This window comes from Prevotella sp. E15-22, assembly GCF_023204875.1.
GTDB lineage: Bacteria > Bacteroidota > Bacteroidia > Bacteroidales > Bacteroidaceae > Prevotella.
The window spans coordinates 1,656,564-1,680,985 of record NZ_CP096247.1 but is presented as its reverse complement, the minus strand read 5'-3'; the positions used below and the strand labels follow the sequence as shown (position 1 = coordinate 1,680,985).

14 protein-coding genes and 2 pseudogenes are annotated in these 24,422 nt (G+C 50.7%); 4 read left to right on the top strand and 12 right to left on the bottom strand.

Features of this window, described 5'->3' with window-relative positions:
• Nucleotides 1-132: 132 nt before the first annotated feature.
• Both M1D30_RS06790 and M1D30_RS06785 read right to left on the bottom strand, forming a co-directional pair.
• A complete protein-coding gene (locus M1D30_RS06790) occupies nt 133-3,912 on the bottom strand; it encodes a glycoside hydrolase family 2 TIM barrel-domain containing protein (RefSeq protein ID WP_248502251.1) in 3,780 nt (1,259 codons plus the stop codon).
• 175 nt (nt 3,913-4,087) lie between these two features.
• Nucleotides 4,088-5,662, bottom strand: a complete 1,575-nt coding sequence (locus M1D30_RS06785; protein ID WP_256466164.1) for a glycoside hydrolase family 43 protein — start codon at nt 5,660-5,662, stop codon at nt 4,088-4,090.
• Nucleotides 5,663-5,725: 63 nt separating this feature from the next.
• Between M1D30_RS06785 and M1D30_RS06780 the strand changes: the two are divergent.
• Together M1D30_RS06780 and M1D30_RS06775 are read left to right on the top strand one after the other, a co-directional pair.
• Nucleotides 5,726-5,926, top strand: a pseudogene (locus M1D30_RS06780) (ABC transporter permease); the annotation flags it as partial.
• Nucleotides 5,927-6,095: 169 nt separating this feature from the next.
• Nucleotides 6,096-8,549, top strand: a complete 2,454-nt coding sequence (locus tag M1D30_RS06775) for an alpha-L-arabinofuranosidase C-terminal domain-containing protein (protein WP_248502247.1) — start codon at nt 6,096-6,098, stop codon at nt 8,547-8,549.
• Between the two features lie 256 nt (nt 8,550-8,805).
• Here M1D30_RS06775 and M1D30_RS06770 read toward each other — a convergent pair.
• Nucleotides 8,806-9,033 (bottom strand): annotated as a pseudogene (locus M1D30_RS06770) (sigma-70 factor domain-containing protein); the annotation flags it as partial.
• 56 nt (nt 9,034-9,089) lie between these two features.
• On the opposite strand from M1D30_RS06770, the gene M1D30_RS06765 reads away from it, so the two are divergent.
• On the top strand, nt 9,090-10,769 hold the full coding sequence (locus M1D30_RS06765) for a DUF5597 domain-containing protein (RefSeq protein WP_248502244.1): 1,680 nt from the start codon (nt 9,090-9,092) through the stop codon (nt 10,767-10,769).
• Nucleotides 10,769-12,157 (top strand): DUF1593 domain-containing protein, encoded by a 1,389-nt coding sequence (locus tag M1D30_RS06760; protein ID WP_248502242.1) that lies wholly within the window; start codon nt 10,769-10,771, stop codon nt 12,155-12,157. Before M1D30_RS06765 ends, M1D30_RS06760 begins: the two co-directional genes overlap by 1 nt.
• A gap of 52 nt (nt 12,158-12,209) precedes the next feature.
• Here M1D30_RS06760 and mnmE read toward each other — a convergent pair whose 3' ends face one another.
• The 9 genes from mnmE to M1D30_RS06715 form a co-directional block, all read right to left on the bottom strand.
• On the bottom strand, nt 12,210-13,577 hold the full coding sequence (gene mnmE / locus M1D30_RS06755; RefSeq protein WP_248507670.1) for a tRNA uridine-5-carboxymethylaminomethyl(34) synthesis GTPase MnmE: 1,368 nt from the start codon (nt 13,575-13,577) through the stop codon (nt 12,210-12,212).
• Complete coding sequence (locus tag M1D30_RS06750; RefSeq protein ID WP_248507668.1) at nt 13,578-14,459, bottom strand: nucleoside phosphorylase; 882 nt, start codon at nt 14,457-14,459, stop codon at nt 13,578-13,580.
• Nucleotides 14,460-14,476: 17 nt separating this feature from the next.
• Nucleotides 14,477-15,526 (bottom strand): hypothetical protein, encoded by a 1,050-nt coding sequence (locus tag M1D30_RS06745; RefSeq protein ID WP_248507666.1) that lies wholly within the window; start codon nt 15,524-15,526, stop codon nt 14,477-14,479.
• 79 nt (nt 15,527-15,605) lie between these two features.
• Nucleotides 15,606-16,376 (bottom strand): tRNA 2-thiocytidine biosynthesis TtcA family protein, encoded by a 771-nt coding sequence (locus tag M1D30_RS06740; RefSeq protein ID WP_248507664.1) that lies wholly within the window; start codon nt 16,374-16,376, stop codon nt 15,606-15,608.
• Nucleotides 16,377-16,385: 9 nt separating this feature from the next.
• Complete coding sequence (locus M1D30_RS06735; RefSeq protein ID WP_248507662.1) at nt 16,386-16,754, bottom strand: DMT family protein; 369 nt, start codon at nt 16,752-16,754, stop codon at nt 16,386-16,388.
• Nucleotides 16,751-19,105, bottom strand: a complete 2,355-nt coding sequence (locus M1D30_RS06730) for a bifunctional dihydroorotate dehydrogenase B NAD binding subunit/NADPH-dependent glutamate synthase (protein WP_248507660.1) — start codon at nt 19,103-19,105, stop codon at nt 16,751-16,753. Before M1D30_RS06730 ends, M1D30_RS06735 begins: the two co-directional genes overlap by 4 nt.
• Before the next feature lie 143 nt (nt 19,106-19,248).
• Nucleotides 19,249-20,568, bottom strand: coding sequence for a serine--tRNA ligase (gene serS / locus M1D30_RS06725; protein WP_248507658.1), 1,320 nt, complete (start codon nt 20,566-20,568; stop codon nt 19,249-19,251).
• A gap of 16 nt (nt 20,569-20,584) precedes the next feature.
• Nucleotides 20,585-21,190: a riboflavin synthase gene (locus M1D30_RS06720; protein ID WP_248507656.1), complete on the bottom strand. Its 606-nt coding sequence runs from the start codon at nt 21,188-21,190 to the stop codon at nt 20,585-20,587.
• A gap of 275 nt (nt 21,191-21,465) precedes the next feature.
• Complete coding sequence (locus M1D30_RS06715) at nt 21,466-24,420, bottom strand: two-component regulator propeller domain-containing protein (protein WP_248507655.1); 2,955 nt, start codon at nt 24,418-24,420, stop codon at nt 21,466-21,468.
• Nucleotides 24,421-24,422 lie beyond the last annotated feature (2 nt).

Genomic DNA, 24,422 nt, shown 5'->3' with positions numbered 1-24,422 from the left:
GTTGAAAAATGCAAAAAAACGTTGCAAAGGTACGAAAAAATCTGCAAATAATAAGCAACTAAAAGAAAAAAATAGAGGAGCAGCACCCTGATGGATGCTGCTCCGTATGTCTGTGCTCAACTTCTTCGGACGTTATCGTAGCGCATTGACCGGCTTAATCACCACGTCTCGGTCGAAAGCGACGGGCTTCACTCGATACTCGTCCAGCACATAGATGCAGGTGCAGCCTACACCCGTGGTGGAGTAGTCGAGGTTGAAGGTGTAGCGGTCTGCCTGTGGTTGCAGCTGATAGGTGAACTGGCTCTTCGTCAGGTTGTCGGTCGTGAACTGATAGGCGTTGAAGTTGAAGGGCTCGTTCATGGAAATCTGCACACCCTGGCCCTCCTTGTTGAGCAGCTGCACATAGCGGTTGTCGGTACGCAGCGCATGGTCTTGCGGGAAAAGGTAAGGCTCGTACATGTCAGCCACACTCTTGCTCCAGATGCCCACCTGATAGCCAGTCTTGCGGTCGGGATAGTTCTCTTCAGGACCACGGCCATACCAAGTGATGCGGTCGAAGTCGTTCGCCACCGAAGTGGTGAAGCCGACGCGTGGCAGGATTTCGGGCAACTTGCCGTTCGGGCTCAGATGGTTGTGAATATTGACGGTGCCGTCGTCGTAGAAGCTGTATGTGTATTCGAGCATATAGCCTGCAAACTGCACGCCAGAGATGTAGAGGTCGAGGGCACCATAGGAAGATGCGCCCACCTGCACAAACTGGCTCACCGTGACGGTGGTCTCGTAGTCAGAGTGGTGGAGACGGATGGATGTGGGGCGAGGAAGCACTTGGTTCACGCCCTTGCTGTACCAGAGCGTGGCCACCTGATTGCCATAACCCTCGGCATAGCCGCCATTCACACGGAAGGCGTCCCAAGAGTCGAACTCATTGGCGATGGGTGCTCGCCAGAGGTTGAAGGTGACAGGGGCTTTGAGCACAGCCTTTCCGCCCACTTCAATCTGCTCCAGATTACCCGTTTCCTTGCTGATGACATAGCTGAAATCCTTGCCGCTGATCTTGATTTGCTTCTCATCCTCCTGAGCGTTCACCTGCTTGGCAGAAAGCTGTGGAGCAGGGGCAGGAAGGTTCCACGATGAGAGTTCCAGCTGGTTCCAAGCCACCTCATGACCTGCCTTGGCCCACACCTCGTCTTTCTTCAGTTTCGAGGTGACAAGCACACGGTATTCCTTTCCTGCCACAATTGCGGGCTTATGATAAGGTATCTTGATGAGCTGAGTCTGCTGCGGAGCCGTGGTGAACTGAATGTCGCCCTCTTCCAGCACTTGGTCGTCAGCCATCAATGCCCAGTGTGAGGCGTATTGAGTGAGGTCGGTGAAGAAGAGGCGGTTGGTCACTTCAGCCTCGCCCGTCTCAGCATTGAGCAGACGCACGCTGACAGGCTGGGTGGTCCATTTCATCTGCTTCATCTCGGGCTGCACGGTGCGGTCAGGCCAGATGCTGCCATAGGTGCGCATATTGCCGCCAATGGTGTAGAAGGTGCCTTCGTCCCGATTGCCGTCGAAAGTGAGATAGAGCACGGCATCTTCTGCTTTACCCTCGCCGTCGGCAAGACATTGGCTGTAAATGGCCACATTGTCCATCTCGGCATCGGCGGTATAGGTGGTTTGAGGGTCTTGAGCGTGGTTGCCCGCAATTCTTCCTATATTGATGGGGTAAGGGAAGTTGCTCAATATGCCTCTTTCACCCCCTCCGTTATTGCCACGTCGGTTGTTGTTAGGTTTGGTCTGTGCAATGGTCTCGGTGCCTTTGAGCTGTCCGTCGATGTAGAGCTTCATCTCCTTGCCGTCCCAAGAGGCGGTCACGTGGTGCCAGTTGCCAATCCAGTTGGCAGGCAAATCGACGGTCAGGGCATGCTTCACACCCGAATGCAGATAGAACTGCAGCTTGTCGGCTCCCTTCTGCACCACACCAAACTGCGTGTTGCCCTTCGTGATGTAAGGTGCGCCCTCGTAGGTGCCACACAGTTTGCCGGGCTTCACATCGAAACTGATGGTCAGCGCCTTGCTGGCAAGTTCCACGTTGTTGCTGCGATACACTTCCACCCATTCGTCATGTCCGCTCAGGTGCAGCACACCTTTCTTCACCTTGGCGTTACCCATCAGGTGGACAGGCGTGTTGTAGGGCGAACTGTCAGTCAACGGACGGATATGCTCGGTGAGACCAGGGTTCACAAAATCCCAGATGGCTCCACCCATCAGGCGTGGATGACGGCGGATGATGGCCCAGTATTCGTCCATGCCGCCACCAGCATTACCAGCCACCGACAGGTATTCGTCCATGAACGATGGACGGGGGTCTTGTGCTTCAGGCGTCATCGCCGTGTTCATTTCCAGCTCATAAGGGGCAGGGTAGCGGGGACCGATGATTTCCTCGCCGGGATGAGCGTAGGCGTTGCCGCCATACATGAAATAGCGAGTGGGGTCGAGTCGCTTACCTTCCTTGATGACTTCGGTGATGAGGGGACCCTCGCCACTCTCGTTGCCAGCACTCCAGAAGAGCACACAAGCGTGGTTGCGGTCGCGCAGCACCAGCTTCTGTACACGTTCCAGATACATCTCACGGAAGCGCTGGTCGTTGGAGATGAATTCCGTGGCATGCGCCTCGGTGCCAGCCTCGTCGATGATGTAGAGGCCGTATTCGTCAGCCAGTTCCAGATACTTGTTCACAGGAGGGTAGTGCGAGGTGCGCACTCCGTTGAAATTATGCTGTTTCAGAATCTCCATGTCCTTGCGGATGGTCTCCTCGTTCATGGCATGACCCAGTTCGGGATGCTGCATGTGGGTGTTGGTGGCGTTCACCTTGATGGGCTTGCCGTTCAGGAAAAAAGTCTGATGCCTGATTTCCGTCTCCTTGAATCCCATCTTGCTGGCGATTTCCTGCATCACCGCGCCCGACTCATTCAGCAGCTCGAGCTTCAGGCCATACAACACAGGCGTTTCACAAGTCCACTTGTCGGGGTTTGTGATGAGCGACGAGAGTTCCACCGTCTTCTTTCCCTTACCGTTCATCGTGAATCGGTCGGATGTCAGCTCCTTCACCTTGTTGCCCTTGGGGTCGGTCAGCGTGGCGCGAACAGCGTAGGAACCCTGTGCGTCCTCATATTTCTTCACATCCACCTGCACCTTCATCGTGGCATCCCTGTATTGGTCGTCAAGGTCGGTGGTCACGTACCAGTCGAAGAGGCGCGTCTTGGGTGTGGCATAGAGCGTCACATCGTCGAAGATGCCAGCCAGTCGCCAGTAGTCCTGACCTTCCAGATAATAACCGTCACAATACTTCACCACACACACAGCCAGCACGTTCTTGCCGGGCTTCAGATAGGGAGTCACGTCATATTCAGCAGGTTCCTGTCCACCCTCGTTATAGCCCACCTGCTGACCGTTCAGCCACACAAACGAGCCGCTCTGTGTCTTCTCCATACGAAGAAACACCTGCTGTCCCTTCCAGTTGGCAGGCAGGGTGAAGGTCTTGCGATAAGCACCTGTTGGGTTATAATCTCTCGGCACAAAAGGCGGATTCGCTCTGAAGGGAGCAGGCACATTGCGGAACTGCGCATCGCCATATCCCTCCATCTCCCAGTTGCTGGGCACATGGATGGTGTTCCACTTGCTGTCCTTGAAGTCCGTCTTGAAGAAAGTCTGCGGCACCTCCTCGGGTGTGTTGGCAAAGAAGAAACGCCAATCGCCATTCAGCGACAGATGTTCCTTGGCAAGGTAATAAGCATGTCCTTCCTCTTGGTTCTCCTCAAACACCGAGGTGTTCTCGATGTAGTCATAGATATGCTCCAGATACTGAGCGCTCGCCTGCAGCGAGCAAGCTGCAAACAGGCAAACGGTAAGATGTTTAATGTTCATATTGTTTATTTTTTTGTATTCTCTACAGATAGGTTTAGTTTTGGTTTGCAAAGTAACAACAAATTTTCAACATTCAACGGCATAATAATAAACAAAAATAGTACAAAAGTGATATTGAGACATCATATAGATAACGATTACGCCCCCCCCCCTTATCTACATGATGCTCTTTTCTTTACTCTGATGTATATTCAAACCAATCAAAATCTGCATATCCGTCATCACCCTGGGCAAACAAGCCAAGCATCACGCCTGTGAACCCGCCGATCACCTCGGTGGATAGGTAGCGGTAGTCCATCTTGCTGAGTGTGGTGAATGATTTACCATCGGCGGAAACTTGCATGTAGTAATAGTCCTTGTCGGAACTGATGCGTATGTAAGCCTGTGCGTCTTTCAGTTCAATGGGTTGGCCGTCATGGCTGAGTGCTCCCACACGGATATTTGACTGAGCCAAAAGCTTTCCGTCCTTTCGTTCTATTATCACATCATAATGGTTCAGGGGTGCTGCATAGGCCGTGATTCCTGCCTGAGAGCCTTCTGCCAGATGGGATGCGTCAATGAGTGCGGTGGCGTTGAAACGTAGCTCAGTCTGACGTCTTGCCACGAAAGTGGGCGACGTGGCTGCATCGAGAGGCGTAGAAGTGGGACGCAGACGCAACCAGCCCTCCAGCTCAGTAAGAGAGTAGCGGGAATAATCGGGATTACCGATGCTCATCCATCCCCAGGGAAGTCCGATGCTGCTGTAGCTGTCGGCTGGTACATCGCGCTTGACGAAATTGAACTCTTCGCGTACAGGGTCAAGGAGCATTGGAACTTGAGGTAAGGTCTGACATTTCATATTGATGGCCAAAGTGCCGTCACCATTGACCACAGGCCAAGCATTCTTGTCCCAACGTACAGGTGCAAGCATCGTCTCGCGTCCCATCACATGCAGGAGGTAACCGCTGGTGCGATAACCCAGACAAATCATCCACCATGAGGAGTCGGGTGCTTGTATGAGGTCAGCATGTCCGAGCCCTTGAATATTGCTGTTCTGCATCTTCATGCTGAAATGCGTGAGAATGGGGTTGGCAGGATTCGATTCATACGGCCCGAACAGAGAACGGCTTCGCAAGATGTTGACGTGGTGGCCATGCTCCGTACCCCCTTCGGCAAGCATCATGTAATAATAGCCGTCTTTCTTGTATATGTGTGGACCTTCAGGATAACGTCCGCCGAGTCCCGTTCCCAAGTGATGAACATCGCCTATACGCCGACCAGTATGAATGTCAATCTCGCAGATGTTGATTTCACCCGGCTTGATTCCTGGGCGTGTTTCGTCTGCTGCTGCTTTCCATAAGAAATAGCACTTCCCTTCGTCCCAAAAGAGGGTAGGGTCGCAACTGCCGAGGGCAAAGTCAATGAATATGGGGTCGGACCATTCTTTAGATGGGTCGTCTGTCCAGACGTAGAAATGGCGACGTGATGGGAAAATGGTGGTCACCATGTAATAGCGCCCCTCATGATAGCGGATGGTTGGAGCATAGATGCCCGCATTAGTCCAACCCAGTTCTGGCTGGTTTTGTGTGTAAAGCCCCGAGAGGTCAAGCTGCGACTTGCGCGAGAGGCAATTACCTACCTGTTCCCAATGTATCAGGTCTTTGCTGTGGAAGACAGGTACGCCTGGAAAATACTGGAACGTGCTGTTCACAAGGTAGAAGTCCTTTCCGTTTGTACACACACTTGGGTCGGCATGAAAGCCGGGAAGCACAGGGTTGCGATAGCCCTGAGCCAGAATGCTCAGAGACGCTATAACAGCGATAGAGATTGTGAATTCACCCCTACGCGATCCATGCCCCAGTGGGCGTATCTTACCACCTATATCAACCCCATGCACTACTTCATTGATGCCATCCGCACCATCTTCATCCGTGGTGGTGGGCTGCACGAAACTGCCCATCAGGTCTTAGCCCTTGCGGGCATCGGCACACTGATGGGCTGTTGGGCGGTGCAGAGCTATAAAAAGAATAGTTAATCTATTTTCCCACGCAGAAAATGGAAATATTTTATTTTTTGTCCATTTTTTCAAAGAAAAATAGTATCTTTGCATTTGTTTTTAAAAGCAGTTCTCGAAGAGAAAGGAAGGATGAAATCCAACCATTCTGCTAAACCATATACATCGATATAATCCCAAAACAAAAAAAATGACTTACAAGAAATCTATTCTATTAACCGGTTGTGCTCTCTTTGCATTGGCAATTCAGGCACAGGTAACTATCGACATCGATACCCAGCAGCGCGGACCGAAGGTTAGTCCGATGCTCTATGGAATCTTCTATGAAGATATCAACCACGCAGCCGACGGCGGCATCTATGCCGAGTTGATACGCAACCGCTCGTTTGAAGACGGACCACGCTATGGCGCCCCTGCCGATATGCAGGGATGGACGACCGATGCTACCGCTCCTTCTCTGTTGTCGGCAAAACTCATACAACCCTCTAAAAAGGCACCGTTGCTCAACAGCGTGCAGCATAATGCCTTGGAACTGACAGTCAAGGCCTCAAAGGAATCTCCCGTACGCTTGGTGAATGAGGGTTTCTGGGGAATTAATGCCGTGCAAGGGCGCAGCTATCATCTCACATTCTGGGCAAAAGCCTTGAAATATCAAGGTAACGTGAAGGCTATGCTCTACTCGCATGACGGCTCACAGATATATGCTGAGACTATGGTAAGCAGTCTTTCTTCCTCTAATTCAAAGGGCTGGAAGAAGTATGAGGCTACGCTCACAGCTGATGGCAATGATCCTAAGGCACGGTTTGCGCTGGTCTTCGATGGCGTGGGACAGGTACAGCTTGACATGGTAAGCCTTTTCCCTCCAACCTTCAAGAATCGCGAAAACGGCATGCGTCCCGATCTTGCCAATATGCTGTGGCAGATGCATCCTAAGTTCATGCGCTTCCCCGGCGGATGCTTTGTAGAGGGACAGGAGAGTCCTGATAACGCCTTCCGATGGGAGCGCACCATAGGACCGATAGAAGAACGTGAAGGGCATTGGAACGTGAACTGGGGATACCGCACAACCGACGGACTCGGTTATCACGAATATCTACAACTGGCAGAGGACCTGAACGCCAAGCCGCTCTATGTAGTAAACGTAGGACTATGGCACGGTGGTATGACTCCATACGACAACATACAGCCGTGGATTGACGAATGTATGAATGCCTTGGAGTATGCCAATGGTCCCGTCACTTCGAAATATGGTGCCTTACGCGCCAAGAACGGGCACCCTGAACCATTCGGAATAGAATATGTAGAGGTGGGAAACGAGAACAACCAGCCTGATCCCAATCAGCAGAGTGACCACTACTATGAGCGTTATGAGCAGTTCTATAAAGCCATACGTGAAAAGTACCCTGAGATGAAAATCATAGGAAACGTGGTCGCATGGGGCGATGACAACCCGAAGTGGAACAGCAAGCTGCCTGTGGATCTGCTTGACGAGCATTACTATCGCTCACCTGACTGGTTCGCTGCCGCTTTCCATAAATACGACAGCTATGACCGTCAAGGGCCAAAGGTATATGTGGGCGAATATGCTGTAACAAACGGCTACGGCAATCTGGGCAATATGAATGCAGCCCTTGGCGAGGCTGTATATATGATGGGAATGGAGAATAACTCTGACGTAGTCGAATTAGCTTCCTATGCGCCAATCTTCGTCAATGAGAATGATGCCCGCTGGCGTCCTGATATGATACGTTTCAATAGCAGTCGTGTAATGGGCACCCCAAGCTACTACGTTCAGCAGCTCATGCCTCAGCATCTGGGCACCCAGGTAGTGAAGGTGGTACAGAACAATCCCTACAAGGATGTGGCACGAAAACCTCTTACTCCCAAGCAGAGCCGTGTAGGATTCGGCACATGGAGCACACATGCTTCTTTCGAAACCGTCAAGGAATACGATTATGTCAAGGGCGACTGGAACAAAGAAGGTAATATCGTTCGGCAGACAGGGCTGAAGGATGCCACCCTATGTATAGAGAAGAATGTTATCGACAGCGACCACTACACATGTAAGTTCCGCGCACGCAAAGACGAGGGAGCAGAAGGATTCATCATCATCTTCAACTATGTGGACGACAAGAACTACTGTTGGGTGAACTTCGGAGGATGGACAAACTCACAGCATGCCATAGAGCAAATCAGCAATGGCGGAAAGCTGCTGACCGCAAGTAAGCGAGGACATATCGAGTCTGGACGCTGGTATGATGTAACACTTCAGGTGGCAGGAGATAGCGTCAAGGCATGGCTCGACAACGAACTTGTTTTCGACACGGTCTTGAAGCATGATGAAACGAAAGGAATCTTCTCGTCTGCCACTATCGACGATGCCACAGGTGAACTTATCGTAAAGGTAGCAAATACCAGCGATGTCGCAACAACCGCCAACGTCAACCTCAAGAATTTCACACCGGCATCAGCCCGAGTAGTACGCTTGGCAGCCAACGATGGTATGGAAGAGAACACGCTCGATGCCCCTACCACCATTCACCCTGTGGAGCAGTTACTCTCCCCAGAGAACAATAGCGTTCAGTTTGATGTACCTCCATACTCGCTGAACATCATTCGGCTTACAGCTCCAGCCAAGCCCTAACAAGCGTTAGAGAAATAAATGGTTCTTCATAGGAATGCCGTGATTCTGGCTCTGTACGATGCCGGCATCACGGCATTCCTATGAAGAACCGTATAATAAGGACTGCCGTTTCTGCTTTGGTGAGTCGATGAAATTAGGTTGCAAAGGTAACTGTTGTTCCTTCATCTACCCAAGGTGATCCAATGGTATGCCTCAAAATCTCCACACCATACGGGTTGTATTTGGAGCCATAACCTTGTGCTGATGGTCACAACACCTTGTACTGCTTGGCAACGGAGACAACGAAACGGAGATTCGCAGTCACCAATTTATTCTTTGCTTCTTCTCCTTTCTTTCCGCCCTTCCTGATAATCTGGGCTAATTCGACCTCCTGATCTGGGGTGATCATAGGTATACGGTTTATTTCTACAAGGTACTTGTCAAGTGACTCTTCAGAACGATTGGTGTAATAATAATGTGAAAATCGCAAAAAAAACAATGTCATTCGAAAAATAATTGTTATTTTTGTGGCATAAAATAATCAGCAGACTTTTAGATGATATGAAGAATTTGCTTATTTCCCTGCTGCTCTGTATCCTGGCAATGGGAGCACAGGCACAACGGCAGCCTCGCCTGGAGCATCGTGATAATAGTACGGCTAGGATTGTTGTCAACGACAGGCCTATGCTGATGATTGGTGGTGAGTTGGGTAACTCGTCAGCTTCGACGCCAGAGGACGTGAAGCGTACGTTTTCGCATCTCCACAAGATGGGACTCAACACTGTGCTCGTTCCCGTGTCGTGGGAGTTGATTGAGCCCCAAGAAGGTGAGTTCGACATGGGGACGCTCGACGTGATTCTGAGCGAAGCAAGGCATAACGAACTGAAAGTGGTGCTGTTGTGGTTTGGGGCTTGGAAAAACTCAATGAGTTGCTATGCGCCAGAGTGGTTTAAGCGAGACGTGAAGCGCTTCCCTCGTGCCCATACGTCTGAAGGTGTGCCCGTTGAGGAGGCTTCTTCGCTGAGTAAGAATGTGCTGGAGGCCGACAAGCGTGCCTTCTGTCATGTGATGGCGTATCTACGTGATCATGATGCTCTGGAGCAGACGGTGATCATGGTGCAGGTGGAGAATGAGATCGGTATGATTGAGGTGCCGCGCGACTATTCGGCGAATGCGACGCGGTTGTACCAGAGCGCTGTGCCCAAGCAACTGACCGACTATCTGAAGAGGTATCAGAAGTCGCTGCACCCTTATCTGAAAGAGAAACTGCAGCCGCAGGCTAAAGCGGGTGCCAACTGGGCGCAGCTGTTTGGGGATGACATCTATACGGAGGAGATCTTCCAGACGTGGACCTACGCCACCTATGTGGAGCAGATAGCCAAGGCGGGACGTGAAATCTACAATCTGCCAATGTACGTTAATGTGGCTCTCAACAGCCGCGACCGGAAGCCTGGGCAATATCCGTCGGGCGGTCCGTTGGCTCATCTCATCGACCTGTGGCATTGTGGGGCTCCATCTATCGATGTGCTGGGGGTGGATATCTACGACAAGGGCGTCAAGTCGTGGCTGGCAAAATACCACCAGCCCAACAATCCGCTCTTCGTGCCAGAGATACGACTGGAGGATAAAGACGCGATGTATGCTCTCTACGCCTTCGGGCATCATGGGGCGATGGGGTTCTGTCCGTTCAGCATCGAGAACTATCCGCTCACAACAGTTTCTAATGCCAACGACTGGAAGCAGATGGATTTCTCGCAGGATGATCAGCTCAATGCCTTCTCTGCCGTAGGCACATCGCGGTCGCCGCTTGTGGCTGCCTACCAGCTGTTGCGACAGGCAGAACCGTTGATTCTTGAGCGACAGGGCACGAAAGATATGGATGCTGTGCTGCTCGACAACGAACAGCGAGAGGCTGAGATTGTCACTGCAGATGGTTTCCGCTTCACCATCAGGCATAGTTATTCGCTGGGTTGGGAACCAGGTGCAAAGGGGGCGGAATGGCCAGAGACGGCTTGCATCATCCTAAGACTGGGTAAAGAGGATTATCTGGTGATAGGCAGTGGGGTGGTGGTTACCTTTCAGCAGCGCATCGGGTTGGCGAAATGCGAGGAGGTGGAGATCGTTGATGGCAAACAGCGCATCATCCGTCATCTGAATGGCGACCAGACGCATCAAGGTCGTCATGTGCGCATACCCGTAGGAGCATTCCAGATTCAACATTTCAAATTATACAGATACTGATGAGAAAGAACTTGCTTATTTTCCTGCTACTCTGCCTTCTGACAATGGGAGCGCAGGCACAACTGAAACCTCGTGTGGTGATCTTGACTGACATCGGACAACCGGATCTTGAACCTGATGATACGGAGTCGCTGGTGCATCTGCTTTGCTATGCCGACCAACTGGAGATTGAGGGTATCATCACCTCGACGGGCTGGAACTGCGACCCTTATCCCACGAAGAGCGCTGCCTATCGTGATTCGGTGGTAGAGGCTTACGGGGCGGATGTGCATAACCTGATGAAACGATCTGACCAAATGGCTTTTCTCAGTTTAGAGAAAGAGAACGGTTGTCAGGAGATGGGCTACTGGCCAAGTGTGGAGTACATTCGTAGCCGGAGTGTGATGGGTAGTCAACGGGCTGGCATCAAGGTGATTGGCAGCGACAACGACAGCGAGGGAAGCGAACTGATTATCCGTCTGGCTGACGAGAAGGATGAGCGCCCCATCTGGGTTTGTGCGTGGGGTGGTGCCAACACATTGGCTCAGGCGATCTGGAAGGTGAAGCAGACGCGTACGCCCGAACAGCTGAAGGCGTTTCTACATAAGCTCCGTCTATACACCATCACTGATCAGGATATGGTGTATGCAATGCGCATGGATCTGGCATACAGCTCTCATCAGTGGATGCGCAGGGAAATTGCCAGAGATCTTCTGTTTGTGTGGGATGAAGGCACATGGCAGTTGCAATGCAGTCTCGGACAGGATTACTGGCAGCTGATCAGAACGCAGATTCAGGGACATGCCACTTTGGGCAGACAGTATCCTGATTATAAATATGGTGTGGAGGGTGATACACCTTCGTTTCTGAACGTAATTCCCAATGGTCTGCACAATCCTGAAGAACCGATGCAGGTGGGTTGGGGCGGTTATCATATTTGGACAATGACCAAGGACTCGACAACCTGTGCGTGGACCAGTTGGCAGGAGCCTGTGAAGAGCATCTCGGAAACGTATTACAGACAGTTCTATCCTTCACAACTTAACGACTTCATCGCCCGCATCGAATGGGCTGAGAAGGGACAGGGTAACCGCAATCCGGTAGCTGTCGTCAATGGTGAGAACGGAACTGATGCTATCGTCATCATGGCAAAGGCTGGGCAGACCATCAGTCTCGACGCTTCTGCGTCATTCGACCCCGATGGTGATGAGCTCACCTTCAAATGGTGGCAACAGGATGGTATCAGTCAGGCAAAGGCAACTGTCAGCAATGCCACTTCTTCGACAGTTAAAGTGGACATGCCAACAACTTTTACAAACGATGAGATTCACATCATCTGCGAGGTACACGACCAAAGCAAGTACGCCTTGCCCGCTTATCGCAGAGTCATCATCAAACCTACAGAATGACGATTTTGAAATAGGTGCAGGTAATGACAAATTGATATAACGTAGTCTCATATCACTTTCCCACGCAGAAATTCTTAAAGATATTTCCCAGTACTTCGTTGGGGGTTATCTGACCGCCAGTGATCTCGGCCAGGGTGTCGAGGGCCTGACGAAGGTCTTCGATGAGGAGGTCACCACTGAGTTGCATCTGGAGTCCGTCGATGACGCGCTGAATACAGTCGTGCGAGCGGGTAAGGGCTTCGTAATGACGGGCGTTGGTGACGATGATATCGTTGTCGGTGAGGGCGGGAATGTCGGCCGCTTCGTGGATGGTCTGCTCCAACTTATCAATGCCTTTGCCAAACTTTGCGCTGATGGATACAAGGGAATGATGGGGCAAGGTGAAGTTGTTGATATCGCCTTTGTCGTTCTTGTTTCTTACAACGATAAGGTGCTTATCTTTAATACGTTGAAGAATGTTACTTATTTCTTCACTTGAAGGATCGCTGTCGATAATCCAAAGCACGATGCGTGCCTTGTCGATGGCGGCATAGGTGCGCTCGATACCTATCTGCTCGACGGTGTCTTGCGTCTGGCGGATGCCGGCCGTATCGATGAAACGGAAGGTGACGCCTTTGATGTCGATGGTGTCCTCGATGGTGTCGCGCGTGGTGCCGTGAACGTCGGAAACGATGGCGCGATCGTCCTTCAACAGGGCGTTCAGCAGGGTGGATTTTCCCACGTTGGTCTTACCCACAATAGCCACGGGGATGCCTTGCTTCAGGGCTTGTCCTGTCTCGAATGAACGGGCTAGTTTGGTGATGTGGGTGTCAATTTCTTTCGTCAGCTCCATGAGTTCGCTACGGTCGGCAAACTCCAGGTCTTCGTGGTCCGAGAAATCGAGTTCCAGTTCCAGGAGCGACGTGAGCTTGAGCAATTGCTCGCGCAACTGGGCCAGCTTGGAAGAAAAATGGCCTCGCAACTGACTCAGTGCCATCTGGTGGGTGGCCTGGTTCGTAGAAACAATCAGGTCGGCCACGGCCTCGGCCTGCGTGAGGTCCATCTTGCCGTTCAGGTAGGCACGCTGAGTGAACTCGCCCGGATTGGCCATTCGGCAACCCTGCTGAATGAGCAGTTCCAGCACCTTGTTTAGGATATAGCGCGAGCCGTGACAACTGATCTCGGCACTCTCTTCGCCCGTATAGCTGTGGGGCGCGCGGAACACGCTGACCAGCACCTCGTCCACAATGGTTGCTGTTTGTTGCTGTGGCACAGCAACTTGCTCAACGATATGCCCATAGTGGATGGTGTTGGGGTGGGCGTCCGCGAGATTCTTGGTGAATATACGAGAAAGAATCTCAAGCGTTTGGGCGCCTGAGATTCTGATGATTCCTAATGCGCCACCAGGGGCGGTGGCCAAAGCACATATTGTTTCGTTCATTTAAATGCGGTCGAGTACTTTCTGAATGAGGGTGTCGATAGAGTTTTTGTATTCGGTGTTCATCTCCTGGGCATAACGGTTGGAAATAACCATACAGCACGTCATGCAGCGATGACCCAGAATGGCTCCGAGTCCGGCGAGGGCCGACGACTCCATCTCGAAATTACAGATCTTCATGCCCTCATACTCGAACGACTCAATCTTCTCGTTCTGCTGCGGGTCTGAAATGTCGGCACGGAGCTGGCGTCCTTGAGGACCATAGAATCCGCCACACGACACGGTGTAGCCACGTACCATATCGTCCTGGGCAATCTGGTCAATCAACTCGGCATCGGCCACAGCCACATAGGGCGCGCCCTTGATGGGGTCCCACTTCATGTGCTCGGTGAAGGCTTTTTCCATGGGCACGTCGCACACCACATTGCGTCCGGCATAATAGTTCAGCAGACCGTCGAAGCCGATGCTCTTGACCGAAGCCACAAAACAGCCTGTGGGCGTGAAGGGCTGCAGGCCGCCGCAGGTGCCGATGCGCACCATGGTGAGGGTGCGGTGCTCGGGTTTCTCTGTGCGGGTGTTGTAGTCGATATTGGCCAGCGTGTCGAGCTCGTTGATCACGATGTCGATGTTGTCGCAGCCAATGCCGTGACTCTGACAGGTGATGCGCTTGCCTTTATAGGTGCCGGTGATGGTATGGAACTCGCGACTGCTCACTTCGTTCTCGATGGTGTCGAAATGGGCGGCAACGGTGCTCACGCGGGCTGGGTCGCCAACGAGGATGACCTTATCGGCCAGATGTTCGGGTTTCAGATGAAGATGGAAGCACGATCCGTCTTCGTTGATGATGAGTTCGGAGGGTGCAAATGTTTTCTTTTCGTTTGTCATAGTCTTATAAGGATTTGTTAGTTGTTATCTTTATATTTGATTGCATTCTGTTTCTTTTCTTCCTGGCGAATCTCCAGTAGAAGGGCTTCCAACTCCTTCTCACTGGTCAGTATCTCGTGGCGCAGGTTCTGGCGCTCGGCACTGGTGGCGCGAGCATAGTATCTGCGGGCCAGGTCGAGGGCTTTTTCAAGGGTCTCGGCCTGATGGCGAAGCGACTCCAAGGGGGTGAGTTTCGTGTTGGCCTGAGTTGCTTTCGACTGCTGCTGGCGGGCGGCATAAAGGCGGTTGAGTGCCTCGTTGCGCTGCGCCTTGTTGTCCCAACTGTCGGCAATGTGTTCGATGGCTGCCAACGAGCGTAGCTGGTCGTCGGAATAGGTCTCCGAGGGATAGACCTTGCGCGTTTCGTTGGGGATGAAGACGTAGATGCACACCTTGCCGGCGGGCTGTCGGCGGTCGGTGACAAAGTAGCCCAGGTTGTTGGCCTCGTCAATGGCATAGAGATAGTCGTTGGCTGTCGACGAGAAGGGCATGCCCAGATTCTCGGCCTTGAGATAGGTGCCCGTGTCGCTGTCGTAGCGCGTCACGAAGATATCGTAGCCGCCAATGCTGTTGGGGCCTTGCTGCGCGAAATACAGGGTGATGCCGTCGGACATCAGGAAGGGGAAGTTGGCCGAGGCGCTACTGATGCCTTCCAGGGGCTGTGCTTCGGTCCATCTGTTGCCAATATAATCGCTCTGCGAGATGTGACAGGTTGAGTCTTTCGTGTCGAAATAGGTGGTGAGACGGTGGTCTTTCAACTCGTTGGTAAACTGTCCCAGCGTGTCGTTCTGCTCCAGGTAGCCAGCATCTTTCGACAGGGGAATGCGGCGCAGGAAGTCTTTCTTGCTGGCCACGATGCTGTCGATAAAGACTACCTTCTGGGTGGAGGCGAGCATCTGCTGGATGCGTGGGTCTTCAACAACGACGGGTTTCGCCACTTTCTTGGTGGTTTTCTTCCTGCGCTGGGCATTGGTGGCGGTGGGCCACGCTAGGCACAAAGCGAGCAGAATGATGGCGTATCTTTTCATTATTTTTCCTTCTTTAAAAAAGCAAAGATACGATAATTAATTGAATATTGGTGTGGGATGAATAGATAATTAACTGAATTTAAGATATGTCGACCAGTTTGTCGGCCCTGACAAGAGCATTCCACAGACTGTGACGGGCTTCGGGGTTCTGCTGCTGAATGTTTTCGAAGAGGGTGCGCATGTCGTCGCGGTGACTGTCTTTCTCGTAAGGACAGAATTTTACCTGCTTTTCGTAGCCGCGCAATTCGGCATAGCGACGAATGTCGGCTTCTTCGACAAGGCACAGCGGGCGGATGATGCTGAGGGGCATCTTGCGCATCTTTAGGAGGGCTGGCATCGTGTCAAAGCGCCCCTGATAGAAGAGGTTCATCATACTGGTGTGCAGCAGGTCGTCCTGATGATGGCCCAGGGCTATCTTGTTGCAGCCCAGTTCCTGCGCCAGGTTGAACATCTGCTTGCGGCGGTTCCAGGAGCAAAGAAAGCAAGGCGGCTTAGGTTTGAATTGAGAATTGGGAGTTGAGAACTGAGAGTTTTGATCAGTTGGCGTGGCAGAGAAACTTGTTGTGACGATATGGAGTTTTACGCCGAGATCATCGCAAAAATGCTGCAGATAGTCGGTGGAGGTTTCGTAGGCAATGTTCTCCATCCTCACGTGAATGGCTTCAACCTTAAACTGGGGCTTGTCGATTTTTGCACGCTTGCCCAGCATCTCAAGCAGGCATAACGAATCCTTGCCGCCCGAGAGAGCAACAAGAATGTGGTCGCCATCCTCAATGAGATGATAGGTTACAAAGGCTTTGACAAAGCGCTCGCGGATGCGCTTCTCCAGTCGGTCTACTTCTGTGCGCATGCCTCGCGGTTATTTCATAAACACCAGATAGACGGCACAGATGATGAGCAGGAAGGCCAGGATGTGGTTCCAGTGCAGACTCTGTCCCTGGAACATGATGTTGGCAATGATGCAGAACACGGCCAGCGAGATGCACTCCTGAATCACCTTGAGTTGAATAAGGTTGAAAGGTCCGCCGTTTTCAACAAAGCCTAAGCGGTTGGCGGGCACCTGACAGCAGTATTCGAAAAAGGCGATGCCCCACGAAAACAAGATGACACCAAAAAGGGGCCAGTTGCTTGACGTGCCCGACTCCTGGAGTTTTAAATGCCCATACCAAGCAAGGGTCATGAAGACATTACTTAGTATGAGCAATAAGATAGTATATAATCCGTTCATTTCTTTAAATATTCATCCATATTCTGAGCTGCACGACGACCGTCGCCCATAGCCAGAATAACCGTAGCGCCACCACGAACGATATCACCACCGGCAAAGATCTCTGAGCGGGCCGACTGCATGCCTTCGTTCACCACAATAGTGTTCTTGCGACCCAGCTCCAGTCCCTCGATGCTCTTGGGAACCAATGGGTTGGGACTAACGCCTACGGCAACAACCACCTGGTCGACATCGAGCGTCACGGTCTTGCCCTCAACGGGAACAGGACTGCGACGGCCACTGGCATCGGGCTCGCCCAATTCCATCACCTGGAGTACAGCTGCCTTCACAGCGCCATTCTCGTCGGCCAGATATTCTATGGGGTTGTGGAGCGTGAGGAAGTTAATGCCTTCTTCCTTAGCGTGCTTCACCTCTTCCAAACGGGCGGGCATCTCCTGCTCGCTGCGGCGATAAACCAATGTTACCTCGGCACCCAGGCGCTTGGCTGTGCGGCATGAGTCCATAGCGGTGTTACCACCGCCCACAACGAGTACTTTCTTACCCAGGTTGATGGGTGTATCGGTGGTGGGGTTGGCAGCATCCATCAGATTGACACGCGTCAGATACTCGTTCGACGACATGATGTTGATGGCATTCTCGCCAGGAATGTTCATGAAGTTGGGCAGACCGGCACCAGAGCCAACGAAGATACCCTTAAAGCCTTGCTTCTCAAGGTCTTCAACGCTGATGGTTTTACCAACGATGACGTCGGTCTGGAAGTGAACGCCCATCTTCGACAGGTTCTCAATCTCTACATCCACAATCTTGTTGGGCAGACGGAACTCGGGGATGCCGTACTTCAGCACACCGCCAATCTCGTGAAGGGCCTCGAAGACATAGACATCGTAGCCTTTCTTCACCATATCGCCTGCAAACGACAGTCCTGCAGGACCAGAACCCACAACGGCAATCTTGATGCCGTTAGAGGGCGCTATCTCGGGCAACGAGATGTTGCCGCTCTCGCGCTCGTAGTCGGCAGCAAAGCGCTCCAAATAGCCAATGGCCACAGCGGGCTCATTCATCTTCAGATGGATACACTTGCTTTCGCATTGCTTTTCCTGCGGACAAACGCGACCACAGACAGCGGGGAGGGCAGAGGTCTGTTTCAGTACCTTTGCGGCTGCCAGGAACTGGCCGCGCTCAATATTCTTGATGAACGATGGGATGTTGATGTTAACGGGACAGCCTTCAACGCAAGAGGGCTTGGCGCAGTCAAGACAGCGCTTGGCCTCCGTCATGGCCATCTCTTTGGTTAGACCGATGTTAACCTCCTCCGTGCGCGTGGTGGCACGATAGACGGGGTCGAGCTCGGGCATCTTTACTCGGGCGATCTGCGTGCGCTCCTTGGGCTTCATGCTCTTTCTGAGCTCATCGCGCCAAGCAGCGTTGCGGTCGTTGAGGACCTCGATGGGGTCGTTTGTTGGATTGTCGATGGGCTCAGCCTTTGCTGCACTCTTCGCACTCTTTGTATTGTCTGCGTTATTGGCATCCAAGTGCTCCTGGAAATGCTCCATCTCCTCGAGTTCGGCCTTCTTGAAGGTTCCCATGCGCTTGAACATTTCGTCCCAGTCAACAAGGGCGCCATCAAACTCGGGTCCGTCGATGCACACGAACTTGGTCTTGCCGCCAATGGTCAGTCGGCAAGCGCCACACATGCCGGTGCCGTCAACCATAATGGTGTTCAGGCTGACCTCGCAAGGAATGTTGTGCTTCTGGGCGGTGAGGTTCGAGAACTTCATCATGATGGGAGGACCAATGGCAAAGACTTTGTCAACGTGCTCCTGCTCGATAAACTTCTCAATACCTACGGTGACCACACCTTTCTCGCCATAAGAGCCGTCGTCGGTCATGATAATCACCTCGTCGGAACTCTCGCGTACCTTATCTTCTAATATAATTAAGTCTTTTGAACGTCCGGCCATCACAGACAGCACGCGGTTGCCCGCTGCTTTCAAAGCCTGGATGATGGGCAGCATGGGAGCAACACCCAGACCGCCGCCAGCACATACTACTGTGCCAAACTTCTCGATGTGGGTGGGATTTCCCAACGGACCAACAATGTCGGTGACAAAATCGCCTTCATTGAGCATACATAACTTTTTGGACGAAAGACCCACCTGTTGAACAACTAAGGTGATTGTACCTTTGTTCTTGTCGGCACCTGCAATGGTAAGCGGCATACGCTCACCTTTCTGTCCGACACGTACAATGACGAAATTTCCAGCCTTTCGACTGTTAGCAATGAGTGGTGCCTCTATTTCAAAGAGGAAAACCTTCTCAGAGAACTGCTCTTTTCTAACGATTTTATTCATAATCTTTGTTTATTATGTCCAAATTGTTTGTCAATTGGCTGCAAAGGTAACAAATTGTTTTGAGAAAACCATATAAATGTGACAAAAAAAAGATGCAAACAAATATTTTGTTTGCATCTTTGATTATGATAGCGTCTATTTTCTTAGTCAATCATGTCGCATCCCATGTAGGGCACGAGGGCTGCAGGAATCTTAATGCCATTCTCTGTCTGGTTGTTCTCAAGCAGAGCGGCCACGATTCTGGGCAGAGCCAAAGCTGAACCATTCAGCGTGTGGCAAAGCTCGGTCTTCTTGGTCTCGGCATTGCGATAGCGGCACTTCAAGCGGTTGGCCTGATAGGTGTCGAAGTTTGACACGCTTGATACCTCGAGCCAACGCCCCTGAGCCTCTGAGTAAACCTCGAAGTCGTAGCAGATAGATGATGTGAACGACTGGTCGCCACCACAAAGCAGCAGGATGCGGTAGGGGAGTTCGAGCTTCTTGAGCAGACCCTCTACGTGCTCCAGCATCTCCTTGTGACTCTGCTTTGAGTGCTCGGGCTTGTCGATGCGTACGATCTCAATCTTTGAGAATTCGTGCAGACGGTTCAGACCGCGAACGTCCTTGCCATATGAGCCAGCCTCGCGGCGGAAGCACTCGGTGTAAGCACAGTTCTTGATGGGCAGGTCCTTCTCGTCGAGAATCACGTCGCGATAGATATTCGTAACGGGCACCTCAGCGGTAGGGATGAGATAGAAATCGTCTACCTCGCAGTGGTACATCTGGCCCTCTTTGTCGGGCAACTGACCTGTTCCGTAGCCAGAAGCTGCATTAACAACTGTGGGAGGCATAATCTCGGTGTAGCCACTCTTGCGGGCCTCGTCGAGGAAGAAGTTGATGAGGGCACGCTGCAAACGGGCACCCTTGCCGATATAAACGGGGAAACCGGCACCTGTGATCTTCACACCCAGATCGAAATCGATGAGGTTGTATTTCTTAGCGAGTTCCCAGTGGGGCAGGGGATTGGCGATACCCAGAGAGGGGTTTACGTCCCAGTTGCCTACGGTATCGTTGGCGGTGCATTCCTTCAGGTTGCTCTTCACCACGTGGTTGTCCTCGGCAGCCTTGCCTTCGGGTACTTCGTCGTAGGGGATATTTGGAATTTGGCAGAGCAGACGCGTCATCTCGTTCTGAGCGTTGTTCATCTTCTCTTCCAATTCTTTATTGGCTTCCTTCAACTTGGCAACGTTTTCCTTGATGGCGTCTGCTTCGGCTTTCTTGCCTTCCTTCATCAAACCGCCAATTTGCGCAGCCATCTTCTTAGCCTCAGAAAGGTTCTTGTCTAATTCCTGTTGTGCCTCACGACGACATTTGTCTACATTCAGCACTTCGTCGATAGCTTCTTTTGCGCCTTTAAATTGCTTCTTTTCCAAACCGCGAATAACGCGTTCTGTTTCCTCTGTAATGAGTTTCAGTGTAAGCATAATGATATGTGATTTTTTATTGTTTTATTTCGTTGAGACGAGCAATATACTTGCCCCAAATGTCGAATTCAATGTTTACAACCGTTCCGACCTTGATGTCCTGGAAGTTGGTGTGCTCAAGGGTATAGGGGATAATGGCCACCTGAAACGTGTTGCTGGTGGGATTGCAGACGGTAAGCGATACGCCGTTAACGGTGACGGAACCCTTGTCTACGGTGAAATAGCCGCGAAGTGCCATTTCCTTGTTCTCGGGATACTCGAAGGTGAAATAGGTTGAACCGTTGGCATCTTCTTTCTTGATGCAGGTGGCTGTCTGGTCTACATGTCCCTGAACGATATGGCCATCCAGTCGGCCATTCATGATCATAGAACGCTCCACATTGACCTTGTCGCCCACTTTCAATAAGCCTAAGTTGGTGCGGTTCAGAGTTTCTTTCATGGCTGTCACCACGTATTGATTGTTTTCAATATGGACAACCGTCAGGCAGACGCCATTATGTGCCACACTCTGGTCTATACTCAGTTCGTTGACGAAAGAGCATGTTAGTGTGAAATCAATGTTGTCTCTATCTTGATGGATGGCAACTACCGTAGCAAATTCTTCTATGATACCTGAGAACATATTCTAAATTTATTAGGAAAGGGACCGTCAGGGTGATGTGATGAAAACTCCTTTATCACAGGTTGTGGATGCTCTCCGTCTTTGTAATCCACCGGCATGAAAGAAGTATGCTTGGATAGTGGCCCGCCATTGACAAGAGAAGACAGTCCGGTTTTCAACGTTATTTGATGAGTATCCCGATCGAACCAAGACGGTCCCTTATTTTTTATTCTGGGTGCAAAGTTAATACTTTTTTGTCGATATTTGCTATGTTTTGCGAGTTTTTATTTTATAATTTAGTTTTCTCCAGATGTATTATCGTTGCTTTCCGTGTACTTGTCGCGATATTCCTGGGGAGTCATGCCTGTTTTATGCTGGAAAAGCATCTCGAATTTACCCATGGTTTTGAAGCCAATAATACGAGCAATATCTTCCAGACTATCGTTGGTGTTCACCAACAAGTCTCGGGCCTTTGACAGACGGAAATCGTAGATGTATTCTTTTGGCGTCATGCCTGTGATACGTTTGATATTGTCTTCAAAGTCGGCCAGGTTCATTTCGAGTTCTGTGAGTATCTCGTTAACATCAAGCTTATGCTCCATATAGTGGATTGTCATCCAGTCATAGAGCTTCATCATAAACACTTGGTCTTCCTTTTGCTTCTCCAGCATTAGTTCCGAGTTCATACTTTGCTCCTTACGTTTTTTCTCTCTTGTCTTTATTCTGTTTTGTATCCAGAACATGAATATGATGGCAAGGATAACACCAAGAAGCATGTATAGCCATATAGAGTTTTCTGACACGAGGAATGCGGAAGGTACAACCACTTGTATTTCTTTTATGTCGTAGTTGTCGGGCGAGTCAAGGAGGAACGCTTTCACTTTGAAAGTGTAGGTTCCTGCTGGCACATCTTCGTAGGTGGCCATACGTTGGCTGTTCGCGTTTATCCAATCATCGTCATAACCCTCCAGCATATACTGATAATGAATACGGTGTTGCAACTGATAGTTGAGTGCTGCAAACTGGAACGCGAACTTGTTGCAGGAATCCGGTATATGAACCGATTTCGAATCGGGCACATAATAATCGTAGATATTGCTAAGTCGCGGACTCTGAACTTCGTCGTTGAGATAGAAGTCGGTTATTCTAAGCTTTAGCATCGAGGCATTCGCGGTGGTCAGTTTCTTTTGATCCACCACATAGTAGCCGTCAATGGTTCCAAAGAGGATGTGTCCGTTAGATAATGTCGTGGCAGATGCCTCTGAGCATATGGTCTCGTCAACACCTTCCAAATTAGAATAGGTGGAGAATATGCCTTTGTTCACGTTAAAGGAGCAAATCTTATTGTCGGTGGCAAACCACACATTATTCTTATTATCAAAGGTGACACTCCTGATTTCCTCGGAGGGGAGTTTATAGTGTGTATTGATGTTTTCAAAAAGCCAGCAACCTTCATCGTCCTTTCCTATGGTGCGTGCCAGTCCTCCGCCGTTGGTGGCAATCCACATGGTACCCTTTGCATCGCAATTAAGACTGACAACGTCGTTAGACAGAAGGACGTTCTCAGGATGCTCCTTAGAGTCTTTGAGCTTTTGAATGGTCAATTGATTGTTCTTATACGAAAGAATCAATATGCCATCCGTTGTGCCTGCCCAGATATTTCCGTCGCTATTAACTGCGATGGTACGTACTTTCTGATAGGCATTGATAGGGTAGTTCTTCATGCCTTTCTTGGGGCTGAGGAAATAGTTCTTGCCTTTTGGTCTTAGGTTTACGCCTCCACCATAGGTGGCCACCCATATGTTACCATATTTATCTTCTGTAGTGAGATAAGCATGATCATCGCTAAGTGACATCTCGTCGTTATCGTTATGCTTCATGTTGACAACCGAGAATCCTTCGCCTTTGGGCGATAATCTGAAGATACCATTGTCTTTTGAAGATAACCATATGTTGTTTTGCGAGTCTTTCGATATGCCATATATTCTGCCAAAGGGTGCTCCAGCGTCGGTCTTCGTGTATGTGGTCTTTGAGCCATCTGAATTGATAATGAAGAGTGTTCCGCTTTTATTGCTTATATAGAGTCGGTTCTTGGCCTTATCGAAAAAGATGCCGCGAACCTCGTTATCCATATCTGATGTAGGAGACTCAATAAGTCGTTTGCGAACAATCGTCTTGTTCATGATTTCCAACTTCTCGAGTCCGCGTCGACTGGTAGATTCGAAAACCACGCCTTCGGGCAATTCGAGTGCTGCGTTGACCGTATTAGACAGGTTCCATGAGTTTGATGGGTCGTTGTGGAAGTATTCAACCTCGTCTTTCTCTCTGTTGTAATAACCGTAACCTCCATGATTCATTCGAACCCACACAATGCCGTTTACCTCGTTACACATTGATCCAACGCCATCATAGTTGGGAACTCTTAACTCTTGAGTGAAATGTTTCTCGTTCTTTGTGGCAGGGTTATAACGGATGATGCCTGGTCTGACATCGGCAAACCAGATGATGCCGTGACTATCAGCAAAGATACTGTTGATGGCTGTTTCGCCAGAACGGATTACTTCGGCTTCTTGTCCGTATGAGAACGACAGAATCTTGCCAGACTTTGTTCCAGCGAAGATGTTGTATCCATTGGAATACAGACAGGTGATGTTCTCGTCAAGGAAATAGCCCTTTCGCTCGATGGTCATGTTACTGACATCCAAACGATGTATGCCTTTGTCTGTTCCAAGCCATACATCATTCATATAGCCTTCGGCCATCGAAGTGATGGTCATGTCGGCAGTCGTGATGAGCTGCGTATTGAATTTGTCGTGTTCGTTTCTAATCTTATATAAGCCAACGCCTTCGATGCTGACTAAAACATCTCCGCCACTTGTCACGGTGATGCGATGCTTTGTGCGATATTCGTCGCTGCCTTTGATTGATTCGAACGGATTGACGATGCAGTCTGTTGAGCGCTTTAAGACAAAGACTCTGGAATCGTACATTCGCATCCAGATGTTTTGTTGGTTGTCTATGGTTATCTGCCATATTCTATTGTGCAGGTTGGGAATGTGACTGGCTGTTCCCGTCTTATAGTTGTTAAACTTATATCCGTCAAATCGAGACAGACCATTCCAGGTGCCTATCCAGATATAGCCGTAGTCATCTTGTGCTATTTGGGTTATGGCATTGCTCGTTAATCCGTCATCGGTTGAGAAGTGATGGCGGGTTGCCTGAATCAGCTGAGCCTGTATACCTGTTGGCATCA